Raw genomic sequence first — 14450 nt, forward strand, 5'->3', positions numbered from 1 at the left:
GCGGACGTCCGCGCCCCTCTTCCCCTACCAACTCCGGCCGGCCGCGCTCCGGATGACATGCTCGCGAAATTCGTACCGGACAGTGTCCCCGCCGGGCAGGGGGCGGCGGCTACCGCGTACGCGCCCGCGTGGAGTCCGTCAGGGCTGTCGTGACCTCGTCCAGTGCTTCCAGGAGGAGCACCGCGCCCTTGTGCAGCAGGAAGTGGTCCGGTGCGTCGTCGTCCCAGGCGTCGACCGTCTCGCGCAGCTCATCCCACTGCGGCGTCTTGCGCTCCCGGATGTGCCTGGCGCCCCGTTCCGTGGCGCGCCGCAGCGACTCCGCGAGGGTCACGGCGGCCGCCACGGGCGGAGCGCCGGGTTCCGGCAGGTGCGCCTCCATGAGCATCGCCACCCGCCCGAACTCCGCGAGCGCGTGCTCGGCCTGTTCGGCCGCCGCGTGCGAGAGGCCCCGGTGCCGCACGGGCTCGTGCGTCGCCCGCTCCACGGCCTCCTGCCAGGCGACGCGGGCCGCACGGGTGTCCAGAAGCGCCTCCCGTACGTCGGGGCTGCCGGGCCCGCGCGGATCGGCGTACCGCGCGGTGACGACCGCCGCGTACCGGCCGACCGACGCGAGCCAGTCGGCGAGCCGACCGCGCAGCCGGGGCGTCTCCCAGGCCGGGTAGACGGCGTACGCGAGCATCGCGAGCAGCCCGCCGACCAGGGTCAGCGTCACCCGGTCCCGCACGGTCTGGGTGACCCCCGCGCCCTCCATGCCGAGCAGGAACACGACGTACGCGGCGACGAAGACCTGGCCGGCCGCGTATCCCGTGCGCATCAGCAGGTACATCGCGAAGGCGCACACCACGGCAAGGCCCGCCGACAGATACACGCCCGGGTGGGCCCACTGGACGACCGCCGTCGCGAGGGTCACTCCGACGAGGGTGCCGCCGAAGCGGGCCACCGAGCGCGCGTACGTCTGCGAGAAGTCCGGTCGCATCACCATCACCGAGGCCATCGGCGCCCAGTAGCCGTGGCCGAGCGGGAGCGCCGTGCCCAGCAGGTAGCCGGCGGCCGTGACCGCCGAGACGCGGATCGCGTGGCGCAGGATCGGCGAGTCCCGGCGCAGCTCGGCGCGGGCCTTCGCGACGACGATCGGGGTGAGGCGGACGAGGGTGGGGCGCTCCCGGGGCGTGGCGCCGTGGCCCGAGGTCTCCGTCCTCGGCTCGGCCGTCTCGACGACGTCGCCGAGCAGCGCGACGAGACGGATCGCGGCACGGCGGGGCGGCCCGTGCAGGAGCGAGAGGGTCTCGGGGGCGTGGAGGGCTGCGACGGCGGGATCGGGGAGGGCGACCGGTTCGCCGTGCCGGATCGCGTGCGCGGCGGCGTCCAGAACGGAGCCCGCCGCTCCCAGCATCTCCCGCACGCGCGCGCGTGCGGGGCCTTCCTCCGGGACACCGACGGCCGGGTCGGCGAGGGAGGCGAGGACCGGGCGGATGCGCTCGGCGAGGCCGCGGGCGCCGTGGAGCTCGGCCGGGCGGCGGCGGGCCTGGGCGGGGGTCACGGCGGCGGCGGCGCGAGCGTGCATGAGGGGCAGGGGGTCGAACGGGGCGACCGGGTCGTGGCGGAGGCGGCGGGCGTAGTCCGCCTCGGCGGCGAGGGCGTCCGCGAGGGCGTCGCGCTGGGCGCCCCAGGGCCGGACCGGGAGGAGGACGACCAGGCCGGCCTGGACGACACCGCCCGCGAAGATCATGGCGGCGTGGCCGGCGGCCTCGGCCACGGAGGTGGGGAGGGTGACCGTGACCAGCATGATCGCCACGTTGGAGGAGGCGATGATGCCGGCGGTGGGCCCGGCGGCCCAGGCGAGCCCCGAGAGGAACGTCCAGAGGAGCAGCAGGGCGAGGAAGAGCGCCCCGTGGGAGACCGTGAGATAGCCGATGAAGGTCGACACGGCGAGGCTGGCGCCGGAGGCGAGGGCGAGGGTGGGGCGGGGGCGCCAGGAACGCTGGAAGGTGGCGATGGCCGCCTGGAAGGCGCCGAAGGCGGAGGAGGCGGCGACGGCGGGGCCGAAGACGGCGAGCGAGAAGCCGATGACGAGAGCGAGCCCGAGGGCGGCGCGGGCGGCGATGACGGGGTCGAGCCGCCGCCGCTCGACGGTGAGCCCGGAGCGGGCGGTCTCCTTCAACGCCCGGAGCCAGCTCATGCCCCGAGCGTATCCGGGACAGGGACGAAACGACCTATTTCACCCGCACGTGGGATTCTGCGTGCATGACGTCCGAGGTCACGGCCGCCGGCTGGGCCGTGCGGCAGGCCGCACCGGTCCGGGACGACCCCGCCGGGCGGACGGCACTGATGGAGCGGTGCCACGACGGCCCGTTCGGCAGGAGGCCCCGGCACCGTCCACCGGGCGGCGATGTCGTTCATGCGCCGGCAGCCGCGGTGGGGAGCTCCGCCGGCGCACGCTTCTCAGCGCCTGTTCCCGCCGCCCCGGCCGGGCCCTCGTCCCTCGACCCCCCGCCGCTCCGGCCCGAGCCCCGCGCGGTCCGCAGCCGAGGCGCCGTGCGTCCAGCCCTCCTCGTCCCAGGCCGCACGCACGCGCGTGGACCGGGTTTCCGGGAAGAGTTCGTCCGTGCGGGTGGTGACCGCCAGGTCCCGTGAGGCGAGGGCCGGGAGAAGGGTCGGGGCCTCGGACGCAACACGGCGGGACGTCGCCGCGAGACGCGCGCCGAGCCGGTTCGCGTACGCCAGCAGGAACGACTGCCGGAACGACTTCGTGCGCTTGCGGCCCCCCGCCCGCTGTTCCGCCTCCGCCCGGGTCATCGCCGCCGTCCCCTGCACGAGCAGCGAGGTGTAGAGCAGCTCCACCGGGTCCAGGTCCGCCTCGAAGCCGACCACCGTCGAGAAGCCGTACGCCTCATTCCACACCGCCCGGCAGTGGTTCGCCGTCGCGACCGCGTCGAGCAGGATCGCCTTCGCCTGCTCGTACGGCGGCTCCACCCCGATCCGGACCGCCCCCGGCGACTCCGGCGACGGCGCCCCGGCCGCGAGCGTCGCCTCGTCCAGGCTGTGCCGCGCCATCAGTTCCTGCGCCTTGGCGGTGAGGGCCTCCGCCTCCTCCGGGTACCCCGTCGCCTCCGCCTTCGCGAGCAGCGCCCGGATCCGGGTCAGCATCCGCGGCTCCCCCGCGATGCCCGGCGGCAGCGCCTCCCCCGGCACGGGGCCGACCGCGTCGAGCCTCGGCAGCCGCACCAGGAGCCGGTACAGCTCCAGGACCGTCGTCGCGTGCGAGAAGCGGTCCGTCGGCCGGCCGGGGGACGCGTCCAGCTCGTCGAGCTGGGACCGCCAGCGGTGCGGCAGCCTCTCGTAGCGGGCCGTCTCGGCCAGGACCAGGCCGGTCAGCACCCGGAGGTGCGCGTCGGAGAGGTCGCGGCGGGCGATGCGTACGAGGTCGGCGGGCTGCCAGCCGCGGCCCCACAGGGTCCGCACGAACTCCTCGCCGCGCCGGCCCAGTTCCGTGTCGGCGCGCCGGTCGGCGGCCAGCAGCGAGGCCGCCGTGTCGAGGGACCCGTCGTCGCGCGCGTACAGCGCCTCGAAGGCCCGCTCGACCGTGCCGCTGCCGCCGCTGGTGCTGCCGCTGTCTCCGGCGCTGCTCGTGCCGCCGGTGTCGCTCGTGCTCACGCCGTCCTCGTGTCCCATGCCTCGCGGTCCTCCGCGCAGCTCACCACGGGTTCGGTGGTTACCTCCGTGTGCCCCTCGGACATGAATGTGCCTCCTTCCGCGATCTTCTCCGTCCTCCACGATGGTCTCAGCCATCACGTCGTCACCGCGGCCGCAGGGTCCGAGGGGGAGAACATGCTGCTCGTCACCGGTGTCTCCGGCGCTCTCGGCTCGCTCGTCGCCGACCGCGAGGACGTCGTCCTCGGTACGCGCGCGGGGCTGCCCGGCACCCGCCGCCTCGACTTCGACGCGCCCGAGACGCTGCCGGAGGCCTTCGCGGGGGTGGAGACACGCCCGACGCCGAGAACCGGATCACGGGCCCGCTGGGCGGGGGCCGTCTCGCCGCGGTCGCCCGCGCGGACCTCGCCGACATCGCCGTCTCGGTCGCGACGGACCCGGCCGCCCACCGCAACCGGGTGTACGAACTCGTCGGCGAGCGCGCCCTCGGCGGCGCCGAGCTCACGGAGGCCCTGGGCGCCACGTACGCCCCCGGCAGCCTCGCCGACGCCCGCGCCGCGATCGCCGCGTCCGGGGCGGCGCCGTTCCCCGGCTCGGGGGGGGGTAGCGCCATGCCTCCGTACGAGGGGCCGAACGCGGCTCGGGGCGGGTCCGGCCTGCGTACGGGAGGGCCGGCCCCGGCTCGGGGGTAGGGCCAGGCATACCCCTCGGACGCCTGCCTGTGGTCGTGATCGGCGGCCGCGGGAACGGTTCGCTTGAGCCATGACCTCGATGCGCTCGAACACTCCCGCCGTCCCGCACGCCACGGCCTTCACCACCATCTCCACCGCTGCCGTACGGCTCCGCCGGCTCACCCGTCACCACCGGGACGTCCGCGCGCTCGACGGCGTCGACCTCGACTTCCGCGCCGGGACCTTCACCGCCGTCATGGGCCCCTCGGGCTCCGGCAAGTCCACGCTCCTCCAGTGCGCCGCCGGGCTCGACCGGCCGACCTCCGGGCAGGTGGAGGTCGGCGGGGTCGCCCTCGAAGGGCTGAGCGAACGGCGGCTGACCCTGCTGCGGCGGGACCGGATCGGTTTCGTCTTCCAGTCCTTCAATCTGCTGCCCGCCCTCACCGCCGCGCAGAACGTCGCCCTGCCCCTCCGGCTCGCCGGCCGCCGTCCGTCCCGCACCGAGGTCCGAGCGGCGCTGGCCCGCGTCGGGCTGGCGGGGCGGGAGCGGCACAGGCCGGGCGAGTTGTCGGGCGGACAGCAACAACGGGTGGCGATCGCCCGGGCACTGATCACGCGGCCGGCCGTTCTCTTCGGCGACGAGCCGACCGGCGCGCTCGACTCGACGACGAGCCGCGAGGTGCTGGACATGCTGCGGGAGCTGGTCGACCGGGACGGCCAGACGATCGTCATGGTCACCCACGACCCGGTGGCGGCGGCCCGCGCGGACCGGGTGGTCTTCCTGGTCGACGGGCGGGTGGCGGGCGAGCTCCGGGCCCCGACGGTGGAGACGGTCACGGCGCGGATGACCGCGCTGGAGACGGACGCGACGGACGCTGCGGTCCCGACCGCCCCGGAGCCGGACGCGGCGGTCCCGACCGCCCCGGAGCCGGACGCGGCGCGGTCGACCGCGCGTGAGCCGGGCGCGCCCGGCGCGCCGGAGGCTCCGGTCCGCACCACCGCTTCTCCCGCCCGGAGCGTCTCGTGCTGACCGTCGTCCTCTCCGGCCTCCGCGCCCGCTGGGCCTCCTTCCTCGGCGGGTTCGTCGCCCTCGCGCTCGGCGTGGGGCTGCTCGCCACCATGGGCCTGGGGCTGTCCGCGACCTTTCACGCGCCCGAGCGTTCTCCTCAGCGGTTCGCCTCCCCGCCCGTCGTGGTGCAGGGTCAGGACCGGCTCACACTGGACGTACGACGCGGGACCGGGACCGTGTCCGTGGCGCAGCGACTCGACCGTCCACAGCCTGTGGACAACGATCTGCTCCGCGAGCTGGAGGCCCGCTGGACCGTCACCCGCTCCGGCGGCCCCGACGCCGTCGGCGTCGACGCCCCCGCCGCCGAGGTCCGCGCCCTCGTCGGCGCTCGCGCCCAGGTCCTCACCGGCGACGAACGGCGGCGCGCCGACCCCGGCCACGACCGGGACGCCGACGCGCTGGTCGGCGTCAACGCCCTCCTCGGCACCTCCGGCGGCGTCACCGCCTTCGTCTCCGTCTTCGTCGTCGCCTCCACCTTCGCCTTCGCCGTCGCCCTGCGCCGCCGCGAGTTCGGGCTGCTCAGGACCGCCGGAGCCACCCCCGGACAGATCCGCCGGCTCCTCCTCGCCGAGGCCGCGGCACTCGGCGTCCTCGCCTCCGCCGCCGGGTGCGCGCTCGGCGCGGCCGGCGCGCCGCTGCTCGCCAGGACCCTCGTCGACGGTGGCCTCGCGCCCGCGTGGTTCACGGTCGGCGGCCCGGCCTGGCCCTTCCACGCCGCCTTCTGGACGGGCGTGACGGTCGCTCTGGCCGGGGCGGTCGCCGCGTCCCGGCGGGCCGGGAAGGTCGGCCCGGCGGCCGCGCTCCGCGAGGCGGACGTCGACGCCGACACCCTGCCCCTCGGCCGGGCCCTGCTCGGTACGGGGCTGCTCCTGGCCGGCCTGGGGCTCCTCGTCCACACCTACGCCACGGACCCGTCCGCGCTGCTCAAGCGGAAGACGTACACGACCCTCCCGATGCTCCTGATCACCGGAATCGCCCTGCTCTCCCCGCTCCTGGTCCGGCCGATGGCGCGGCTGCTGAGGCTTCGGGGGGCTGTGGGGACGCTGGTACGGGAGAACAGCGCCGCATCCGTCCGTCGTACGGCGGCCGTCGCCGCCCCCGTCCTCGTGACCGTCGCGCTCGCCGGGACGCTCTTCGGCTCGGCGACGAGCGTCACGCGCGCGAAGGGCGTCGAGGGGCGCGAGCAGACGGCCGCGGAGTACGTCGTGGCGGGCCCGGCCCTGCGGCCGGTGGCGGCGCCCGCCGGGGCCGTCGTCTCCCCCACGGGGCCGACCTCGGTCTTCGTACGGGACGGGGACGAGGCCGTCGTGAAGTACGGGGCGCGGGCGGTCACCGATCCGGCGGCCTTCGCCGCACTCGCCCGGCTGCCCGTGGTCACCGGCGATCCGCGGGACCTCGACGACCGGACGATCGTCGTCAACGAGGAGTTCGAGCGGCACCGGGTGGGCGAGACCGTCGAGGTCTGGCGGGCGGACGGGACCGGCCCGGTACGGCTCCGCGTCGTGGCCGTCCTCGCCCTGGGGACCGGCGACAACGGCCCGTACGTCACCCGGGCGAACGCCCCCGGCTCCGTCCCCGACCGGATCGACGCCCACGGCGGCGGTACGGCCACGGCGCGGGCCCTGGAGGCGAGCGGCGGCACCGTCAGGACGGCCGACGCCTGGGCCGAGGCCGAGCGCCCGTCGAGCGGCGGCCCGCAGGCGCGGCTCGGCATGGTCCTGGTCCTCGGCATCGCCCTCGTCTACACGGTGATCGGCCTCGCCAACACCCTGCTCATGGCGACCTCCGTACGCGGCGGAGAGCTGGCCTCCCTCCGGCTCGCCGGAGCCACCCGGGCCCAGATCCTGCGGGTGGTGACAGGCGAGGCGACCCTCGCCGTGGCGATCGGCACCGTGCTCGGCCTCACGGTGACCGCGCTGGTCCTGGGTGCCCTCGGAGCGGGCCTCGCCGCCCTCTCGGCCCCGGTCGCCCTGGCCCTCCCGTGGGCCACGGTCGGCGCGGCGGCGGGCGTGTGCGCGACGGTCGCGGTCGCCGCGTCGGCCCTCCCCGCGTGGCGCCTGACGCGCTGAGCGGCGATGGTGGGACGGACGGGGCGGTGACCGGGGTCGGAGCCGGGTCACCGCCCCGTCCACGCGCGCGTCCCCGCCGGTACGGGGCCGCCCGGCCCACCGGGCCCACCCCCGTCAGCGCCCGTCCCCGTCCCTCCGCGCCCGTCCCTCCACGTCCCTCCGCCCGTGCGAAACGCCTTGCGGCGCGCTCCGGAGGGCGGTGATCATCGGTCCCGTGCCAGGACAGCGGAAGCGGAAGAGACAACGGCGGCGGGGGCTCGACGAGCTCACACGCGAAGCGGACCGTTTCGGCCCGGACGCCGGGCACTGGGAGCTCCGCTACACGACGCGGGACGAGGCGGAGTGGCGGGCGGAACTCCGGCGGCTGCGGGCCGAGGAGCCCGGCCTCGACTGGGACGCGGTCCGGCTGGACATGCTCTGCGGACGCGCGACGCACCCGACGGCGTACCGACTGAGCGTCTTCGTCCCCCACCCGGTCCCGGCGGAGCCCCTGGCCACCCCGGCTCCGGAAGAACTCGCGGAAGGGCTCGCGGAAGGGCTCGCGGAAGGGCCCGCCACCCTCCCGTTCCCGGAGGAGCACCCCACCGCTCCGGCCCCCCGGCAGCCCTAGACAGGTGCCGGGACCGGGACGCACCCCCGTGCCGCCCCGGCCCCGCGGGGCCGGCGCGGGACCGGTTCAGGCCCCGCTCTCCCCCGCCTCCGCCGCCACGGACTTCGCCGCCCGCCACTCCGGGGCGAGGACCGACCAGACCTCCTCGTCGTGCCGTCGGCCCCGGTACGGGTAACTGCCCCTCAGGACGGCGTCCCTGCTCATGCCCAGGCGGCGGGCCACCGCGATGCTCGGCTCGTTGTCGGAGGACACCACCCACTCCACCCGGTGGATCCCGCGGACCTCGATCGCCCAGTCGATGAGCGTCCGGGCCGCCCGGGTGATCAGGCCCTTGCCGACGCCCGCCGGCTCCAGCCAGCAACCCGCCTCGGCCCTCCCGCTCCCGGTGTCGAGCTGACGGAGGATCACCGCGCCGACGAGGGTGCCGTCGGACCAGATGCCGTGGATGCGGCCCGAGTCGGCGGCCGCCTTCTCCGCGTACATCCGGAGGAACGCCCGGCTCGACTCCAGGTCGGTGACGACGTCGGGAAGGCCGTTGCGCGCGCCGATGAACTCGCGTCCCCGGTCCATGTGCGCCAGGAACTCCTCCGCCTGCCACGGTTCGAGCGGGCGCAGCTCCGCGCCGTCGTCTCCCAGGGGTGTCGCGTACATCGTCGTCGTCGCCTTCCGGGTCAGGGCCGCCACGCGCGGCGGACGGATCCTCTCACCCGACGGCGGGTTCACGGGATCAGGATCAACTTCCCGCGCACGTGCCCCGATTCGCTCAGCTCCTGGGCCCGCGCCGCCTCCTTCAGGGGGAGCGTGTCGGCGAGCCGGACCGCGAGGGTCCCGGCCGCGGCCCCGCGCGCGTGGGCGGTGAGTCCGGCCCGTACGGCCGCGGGCTCGCCCAGGACTCCGGAGAACACGATCCCGTGCTTCTCCGCGTCCACGTCCGCGATCGTCACGATCCGCTCCTTCGCCGCCTCGCCCCCGCCGGGCCCGCCGCCGCCGAGAAGCTCGATCGCGACCGGCAGCACCCCGTGCCCGGCCGCGTCGAACACGGCGTCCACGCCGTGCGGGGCGGCGGCCCGGACCCGGTCGGCCAGGCCCTCCCCGTACGCCACGGGGATCGCGCCGAGTTCGCGCAGGTAGGCGTGGTTGGACTCGGACGCGCTGCCGATCACGATGACCCCGGCGGCGACGGCGAGCTGGACGCCCACCGAGCCGACGACCCCCGCCGCGCCGTGCAGGAACAGCGTCTCGCCCGCCCGTACGCCGAGCAGGTCGAGAACCCGCTGCGCCGTCTCCCCGGCCACCGGGAGGCTCGCGGCGGCCTCCCAGGACAGCCCGGCCGGCTTCGGGGCGACGATGTCGGCGATCGCGTACTCCGCGTAGGCACCGGTCTTCGTCCAGCCGAGGACCTCGTCGCCGACCGCGAGGCCGGTGACGCCCTCGCCGAGCCCGTCGACGGTGCCGGCGAACTCCAGGCCGGGTACGGCCGGGAAGGTCGTCGGGTAGAAATCCTCGACCCAGCCGTAACGCCGCTTCCAGTCCACCGGGTTGACCCCGACGGCCGCCACCTTGACGCGGACCTCGCCGGGACCGGGCTCCGGTACGGCGACCCCCGCCGCGTGACGCAGCACCTCGGGACCGCCGAACTCCTCGTACACGATCGCTTCCATCTCAGCCTCCACAGCCGCCCGTTCACTTCGACGGATCAAGACTGCGGTCACGGACACCCCCTCCCCGCCCTCCCAACGGCCAGTCCCGCCTGTCCGAAAGACCGGCCGCTCCCCACCCCTCCCCGCGTACGCTCCCCCGCATGGACGCGCACACGCTGACCACCGCGTACGAGATCATCCGGCAGCCGCTCGGGGAGATCCTCCCCAAGGTCTCGGCGGCCCTCGCCCCGCTCGTCCCGCACGTGGACGCGGCCGAACTCTCCACCCACTGCGCCCACTCCCCCTTCAAGGCCCTCGGCGGTACGGAGCTGCTGACCGCCTCCGAACTGGCGCCGCTGCTCACGGCCGGCGTGCCCGGGAGCCCCTGGCAGGGCGTGGCGACGATCGGCGGCCGGGAGCGCGAGGTCGTCGCCGTCACCAGCCACGCGACCCGGCGCGGTGCCGTGCTCGTGCTCGTACGGGAGGACGGCAGCGCCCCCGCGGGCGAGGCCGAACTCGCCGTGGCGCAGGCGCTGTGGGACCTGGTGGCCGGCCACTTCGACCGGTTCGCGACGGAGGCCCTGCCCGGCGCCCTGGCCCGGTCGCGGGCGGCCGCCGACACCCGGGCGCGGGTGATCGCGGAGCTGACCGCCACGCACTCCGCAGCCCTCTCCGGAGTCCTCGGAGTGCTGCGCAGCCGCGCCCTGGACGACACGACCGCCCGGGCGACCGCGACCGACCTGGCCGCGTCGGCACTGATCGAGATGCGGGCGGCCCAGCGACAGGACCGGGCGCTCGCGGAGGAGCCGGTCCAGGACGCCTTCGAGCGACTCGCCGCCGAACTCCGGCCGATGCTGCGGCACAGCCGGGTCAGGCTCGACCTGGGCGCGCCCGACTCGGACCGCTCGCTCGCGGCGGACGTGGCGCACAGCGCGCGGGCGATCGTCCGGTCCCTGCTCCTGATCGTGCTCGAACAGGACTCGGCGCACCGGATCCATGTCGGCTGGCAGCTCACCGAACACGAGCTGCGGGCTTCGGTACGGGACGACGGGGCGGGCGCGCTCGCCCCCTGCGACCTGGGCGCGGGCACGGTCAAGGACCGGCTCGACGTGCTCGGCGGACGGCTCGACATGGACGCGGTGCCGGGCTGGGGCACGACGATCACGGCCGTGATCCCGCTGGCCGCGCCGGCCGCGCCGGTCGAGGCGGCGCACCCGCTGACCGGCCTCGGCGAGCGAGAGGTGGAGGTCCTGCGCCACCTGGCCCTCGGTCACCGCAACCGGCGCATCGCGGAGGCGCTGCACATCAGCGAGTCGACGGTGAAGTTCCACGTCGCGAACATCCTGAACAAACTGGGCGTCGACTCCCGGGGGGAGGCGGCGGCCCTCTTCCACGCGGCGGCGTAGAGCCTGCGGGGAGCCTGGGCCCGGCAAGGGCGCCGTCCGCTGCGCCCGCCCGTTCCGCCCCGGCGCAACGCATGCCCGCTACCGGGGGTGGGGCGAGGCGCGGCCGGAGCGCACCGGACCGCCTCACCGGCGCTGTCAGTGCCAGGTGCCAGACTCGCACCCATGACCGAGCGCTGGGCCCTCGCAGCCGACGCCGAGGGAGACGGCGCGCAGCTCGTGCCCCTCGGCCCGGACGGCCTGCCCGCCGGAGACGTGCGGCACGAGCCGGACCTGGTCGCGGCCGTACGAGCCAGGCCCGGGGTCGCCCGCTGGGTGTGGCGGTCGACGGCCGAGGTGTATCCCCGCCTGCTGGCCGGCGGCGTCCGGGTCGAGCGGTGCTACGACATGGAGGACGCCGAGCAGCTGCTCCTCGGCCACGAGGGCCGGCTCGGCGAACCCCGTTCCGCGGCGGCGGCCTGGGCGCGCCTGCGGAACGCCCCGGTGCCGCCCGATCCCCCGCAGCGCGGCGCCGAGCCCGGTTCGCAGGACTCCCTCTTCGAACCGCGTCCCGTCGTCTCCGTCCCCTTCGACGCGCTCCTCGCGGTCTACGCGGAGCAGCTGCGCCGCCACGAGCGGGCGGAGCACCCGGGCCGGATGCGGCTGCTCACCGCCGCCGAGTCGGCGGGGATGCTGGTGGCCGCCGAGATGCACCGGGCGGGCCTGCCGTGGCGGGCGGACGTGCACCGGGACCTGCTGCACGAACTGCTCGGCGAGCGGTACGCGGGCGGCGGCGAGCCGCGCCGCCTCGCGGAGCTCGCGGACGAGGTGTCGGCGGCCTTCGGGCGCCGGGTCCGGCCGGACCTGCCCGCCGATGTCGTGAAGGCCTTCGCGCAGGCCGGGGTGCGGGTGAGATCGACCCGCCGCTGGGAGCTGGAGGAGCTCGACCACCCGGCGGTGAAGCCGCTGATCGCGTACAAGAAGCTGTACCGGATCTGGACGGCGCACGGCTGGTCGTGGCTCCAGGACTGGGTGCGGGACGGCCGTTTCCGGCCGGAGTACCTCCCCGGGGGCACGGTCAGCGGCCGCTGGACGACGAACGGCGGCGGGGCCCTGCAGATCCCGAAGGTGATCCGGCGCGCGGTGGTCGCGGACGAGGGCTGGCGCCTGGTCGTGGCCGACGCCGACCAGATGGAGCCGCGGGTGCTCGCCGCGATCTCCCGGGACCCGGGCCTGATGGAGGTCGCGGGGCACCCCGACGACCTCTACACCCGGCTCTCGGACCGGGCCTTCTCGGGCGATCGCGACCACGCCAAGATCGCTCTCCTGGGCGCGATCTACGGACAGACCAGCGGCGACGGCCTGAAGAACCTGGCGGCCCTGCGGCGCCGCTTCCCGCGCGCGGTGGCCTATGTCGACGAGGCGGCGAAGGCGGGCGAGGAAGGCCTGCTCGTACGGACCTGGCTGGGCCGGACCAGCCCGCGGGCGGTGGGCTCGGGCGAGGACGAGGAGGCGGGACTGCCACAGGAGGGAGGCGAACCGGCATCGGAGGAAGCCGAGTTCACCCCGGGCTACGCCTCGGGGAACGCGCGGGCGCGCGGCCGCTTCACCCGTAACTTCGTGGTGCAGGGCAGCGCGGCCGACTGGGCGCTGCTGATGCTGGCGGCCTTGCGGCGCGCCCTCTCCGGGCTGCGGGCGGAGCTGGTGTTCTTCCAGCACGACGAGGTGATCGTGCACTGCCCCGCGGAGGAGGCCGAGGCGGTCACGGCGGCGATCCGCGCGGCCGGGGACGAGGCGGGCCGGATCGCGTTCGGGGACACACCGGTGCGGTTCCCGTTCACGGTGGCCACGGTCGAGCGGTACGCGGACGCGAAGTAGGAGCGGGAGGGGGAGGCGTCGGAGGGATGGACCCGCCGTGGGGCGGACCCATCCCCCCTCCGGCGGTCCTACGGGGCGGACACCTTCTGCCACTTCGGGCTGAGGGCGATCGCCTTGAGCTGCTCCATCGTGAGCGCGGGCTCGGCGCGGGTGGCCGCCTCGTGCTGCGTGCCGGCGTTGAAGGCGGAGACGACGACCCGGAAGCCCTCGGGGGTCATGGTGTCGGCGGTCCACCAGACGACGCCCTCGCCGCCCTTCTCGCCCGGCTGCTGGGTGAGCTTGACCCTGCGGCCGTCGGGGAGCGTGGTGACGTCCCCGCTGCCGAAGAGGTCGCCGGCCACGTCCGACATGTTCGGCTGGACGTTGATCTGGACGAGGCTCCTGCCCCTGCCGTCGTCGACGACCAGGTAGCCGTACCCGCCGTCGCCGCCCTTGTCGGCGACCTTCAGGCCCTTGGGCAGGAGGGAACGCAGCGTGGACTGGACGGCGGCGCCGCTCGGCTCCACGTGCTCCGGGGGCTCGCCCGTGCCACCCTTGCTGCCCTCGCCGGCCTTGTCGGCACCACTGCCCTGACCGCCCTCACCGCCGGGGGTGTCCAGGTTCTCGGGCAGCCGCGCGGCCAGCGGGCCCCAGGCGCGGGCCGTGACGAGCGCCCTGAGCTGAGCGGGAGAGAAGGGCGGGTTCTCACGGCTGACGGGAGCGCCCTTCTCCGCGGCGGCGTTGTACTCGCTCACGTCGATGAGGAAGCCGTCGTGAGTGAGCAGGACCGCACGCCACTGCTTGGTCTCCTCGCGCTTGTCGGGGTACTCGTACCCCTCGAGGATCATGAGCCGGGAGCCGTTCGGCAGGGTCTCCTCGGTGCAGTCGTCGTAGGGGACGGCGACCTTGTCCGGGCAGGACACCTGGTCCTGGCCCGCCTCGCCGGTGCCTGTGCGGAAGAGGCCGACGGTGACGGCGGCCCTGCCGTTCCCGTCGTCGAAGACGCCGCTGACGGACTGGCCCTCGCCCTCCAGGTCGGCGATCTCCCAGGGTCCGGCCGGTGTGTTGGCCTTGAGGACCGCCGCGAGGTCCTTGACCTCGATCGCGGAAACCGCCTTCCGGTCCCCCTGCTTCTCGGGCGGGGCCTGCTCGGTGGCGCCGCTGGGGTGGTTGCCGGTCCTGGGGCTCGCCACGGAGACCTTCTCCGGCGATCCGCCCGGGGACAGCAGCGAACCGCCGTACACGCCGCCGATGCCGACGGCGGCGAGCGCGAGGACGCCGCCGGTCATCGCGAGGCGACGGCGGACCAGCCGCCGCTTGCCGCGGCGCAGCCCGCCCTCGACCAGCTCGCGCCGGTCGTCGGCGGCGAAGCCGTCGCCGGTGCGGCGCAGGATCGCGCCGAGCTCGTCCTCGAAGCCTTCGGGCGGGGGGAAGTCGTTCTGGGCCATGCGGAATCACCGTCTCCGGTCGGGGGTGTCGGACGGGGGGGGAACGCGGGAGC

Annotated in this window: 11 protein-coding genes; 6 read left to right on the forward strand and 5 right to left on the reverse strand. The window is 75.7% G+C overall.

Annotated features, from left to right (window positions below):
* Positions 1-109: 109 nt before the first annotated feature.
* Complete coding sequence (locus OG392_RS16755; protein ID WP_329280147.1) at positions 110-2179, reverse strand: FUSC family protein; 2070 nt, start codon at positions 2177-2179, stop codon at positions 110-112.
* A 263-nt stretch (positions 2180-2442) separates the two neighbouring features.
* The gene (locus tag OG392_RS16760; protein ID WP_329280150.1) at positions 2443-3672 is read right to left on the reverse strand and encodes a DUF2786 domain-containing protein; all 1230 of its coding nucleotides are present in this window, start codon (positions 3670-3672) and stop codon (positions 2443-2445) included.
* A 437-nt stretch (positions 3673-4109) separates the two neighbouring features.
* On the opposite strand from OG392_RS16760, the gene OG392_RS16765 reads away from it, so the two are divergent.
* The 4 genes from OG392_RS16765 to OG392_RS16780 all read left to right on the forward strand — a co-directional run bounded on the left by OG392_RS16765 (position 4110) and on the right by OG392_RS16780 (position 8070).
* Positions 4110-4343 carry a hypothetical protein gene (locus OG392_RS16765; protein ID WP_329280153.1) on the forward strand — a complete coding sequence of 78 codons (234 nt, stop codon included), beginning with the start codon at positions 4110-4112 and terminating at the stop codon, positions 4341-4343.
* A gap of 79 nt (positions 4344-4422) precedes the next feature.
* The gene (locus tag OG392_RS16770) at positions 4423-5352 is read left to right on the forward strand and encodes an ABC transporter ATP-binding protein (RefSeq protein ID WP_329287317.1); all 930 of its coding nucleotides are present in this window, start codon (positions 4423-4425) and stop codon (positions 5350-5352) included.
* Positions 5346-7460, forward strand: a complete 2115-nt coding sequence (locus OG392_RS16775; protein WP_329280156.1) for an ABC transporter permease — start codon at positions 5346-5348, stop codon at positions 7458-7460. Before OG392_RS16770 ends, OG392_RS16775 begins: the two co-directional genes overlap by 7 nt.
* A gap of 214 nt (positions 7461-7674) precedes the next feature.
* Positions 7675-8070: a hypothetical protein gene (locus tag OG392_RS16780; RefSeq protein ID WP_329280157.1), complete on the forward strand. Its 396-nt coding sequence runs from the start codon at positions 7675-7677 to the stop codon at positions 8068-8070.
* Between the two features lie 66 nt (positions 8071-8136).
* Here OG392_RS16780 and OG392_RS16785 read toward each other — a convergent pair whose 3' ends face one another.
* The gene (locus tag OG392_RS16785) at positions 8137-8721 is read right to left on the reverse strand and encodes a GNAT family N-acetyltransferase (RefSeq protein ID WP_329287318.1); all 585 of its coding nucleotides are present in this window, start codon (positions 8719-8721) and stop codon (positions 8137-8139) included.
* A 68-nt stretch (positions 8722-8789) separates the two neighbouring features.
* Positions 8790-9731 carry an NADP-dependent oxidoreductase gene (locus OG392_RS16790; protein ID WP_329280159.1) on the reverse strand — a complete coding sequence of 314 codons (942 nt, stop codon included), beginning with the start codon at positions 9729-9731 and terminating at the stop codon, positions 8790-8792.
* 140 nt (positions 9732-9871) lie between these two features.
* On the opposite strand from OG392_RS16790, the gene OG392_RS16795 reads away from it, so the two are divergent.
* Positions 9872-11116 carry a helix-turn-helix transcriptional regulator gene (locus tag OG392_RS16795; RefSeq protein ID WP_329280161.1) on the forward strand — a complete coding sequence of 415 codons (1245 nt, stop codon included), beginning with the start codon at positions 9872-9874 and terminating at the stop codon, positions 11114-11116.
* 162 nt (positions 11117-11278) lie between these two features.
* Complete coding sequence (locus tag OG392_RS16800; RefSeq protein ID WP_329280163.1) at positions 11279-12970, forward strand: bifunctional 3'-5' exonuclease/DNA polymerase; 1692 nt, start codon at positions 11279-11281, stop codon at positions 12968-12970.
* Positions 12971-13038: 68 nt separating this feature from the next.
* Here the strand turns inward: OG392_RS16800 and OG392_RS16805 are convergent, their stop codons facing one another.
* Positions 13039-14397, reverse strand: coding sequence for a hypothetical protein (locus OG392_RS16805; RefSeq protein WP_329280164.1), 1359 nt, complete (start codon positions 14395-14397; stop codon positions 13039-13041).
* Between the last annotated feature and the right edge of the window lie 53 nt (positions 14398-14450).

It is taken from the genome of Streptomyces sp. NBC_00691 (genome assembly GCF_036226665.1).
Taxonomy (GTDB): Bacteria; Actinomycetota; Actinomycetes; order Streptomycetales; family Streptomycetaceae; genus Streptomyces.

Excerpts from the sequence above, each read along its gene's own strand:
- OG392_RS16755 (WP_329280147.1), bottom strand. The coding sequence starts at position 2,179 with ATGAGCTGGCTCCGGGCGTTGAAGGAGACCGCCCGCTCCGGGCTCACC.
- OG392_RS16760 (WP_329280150.1), bottom strand. The coding sequence starts at position 3,672 with ATGGGACACGAGGACGGCGTGAGCACGAGCGACACCGGCGGCACGAGC.
- OG392_RS16770 (WP_329287317.1), top strand. The coding sequence starts at position 4,423 with ATGCGCTCGAACACTCCCGCCGTCCCGCACGCCACGGCCTTCACCACC.
- OG392_RS16785 (WP_329287318.1), bottom strand. The coding sequence starts at position 8,721 with ATGTACGCGACACCCCTGGGAGACGACGGCGCGGAGCTGCGCCCGCTC.
- OG392_RS16790 (WP_329280159.1), bottom strand. The coding sequence starts at position 9,731 with ATGGAAGCGATCGTGTACGAGGAGTTCGGCGGTCCCGAGGTGCTGCGT.
- OG392_RS16795 (WP_329280161.1), top strand. The coding sequence starts at position 9,872 with ATGGACGCGCACACGCTGACCACCGCGTACGAGATCATCCGGCAGCCG.
- OG392_RS16800 (WP_329280163.1), top strand. The coding sequence starts at position 11,279 with ATGACCGAGCGCTGGGCCCTCGCAGCCGACGCCGAGGGAGACGGCGCG.
- OG392_RS16805 (WP_329280164.1), bottom strand. The coding sequence starts at position 14,397 with ATGGCCCAGAACGACTTCCCCCCGCCCGAAGGCTTCGAGGACGAGCTC.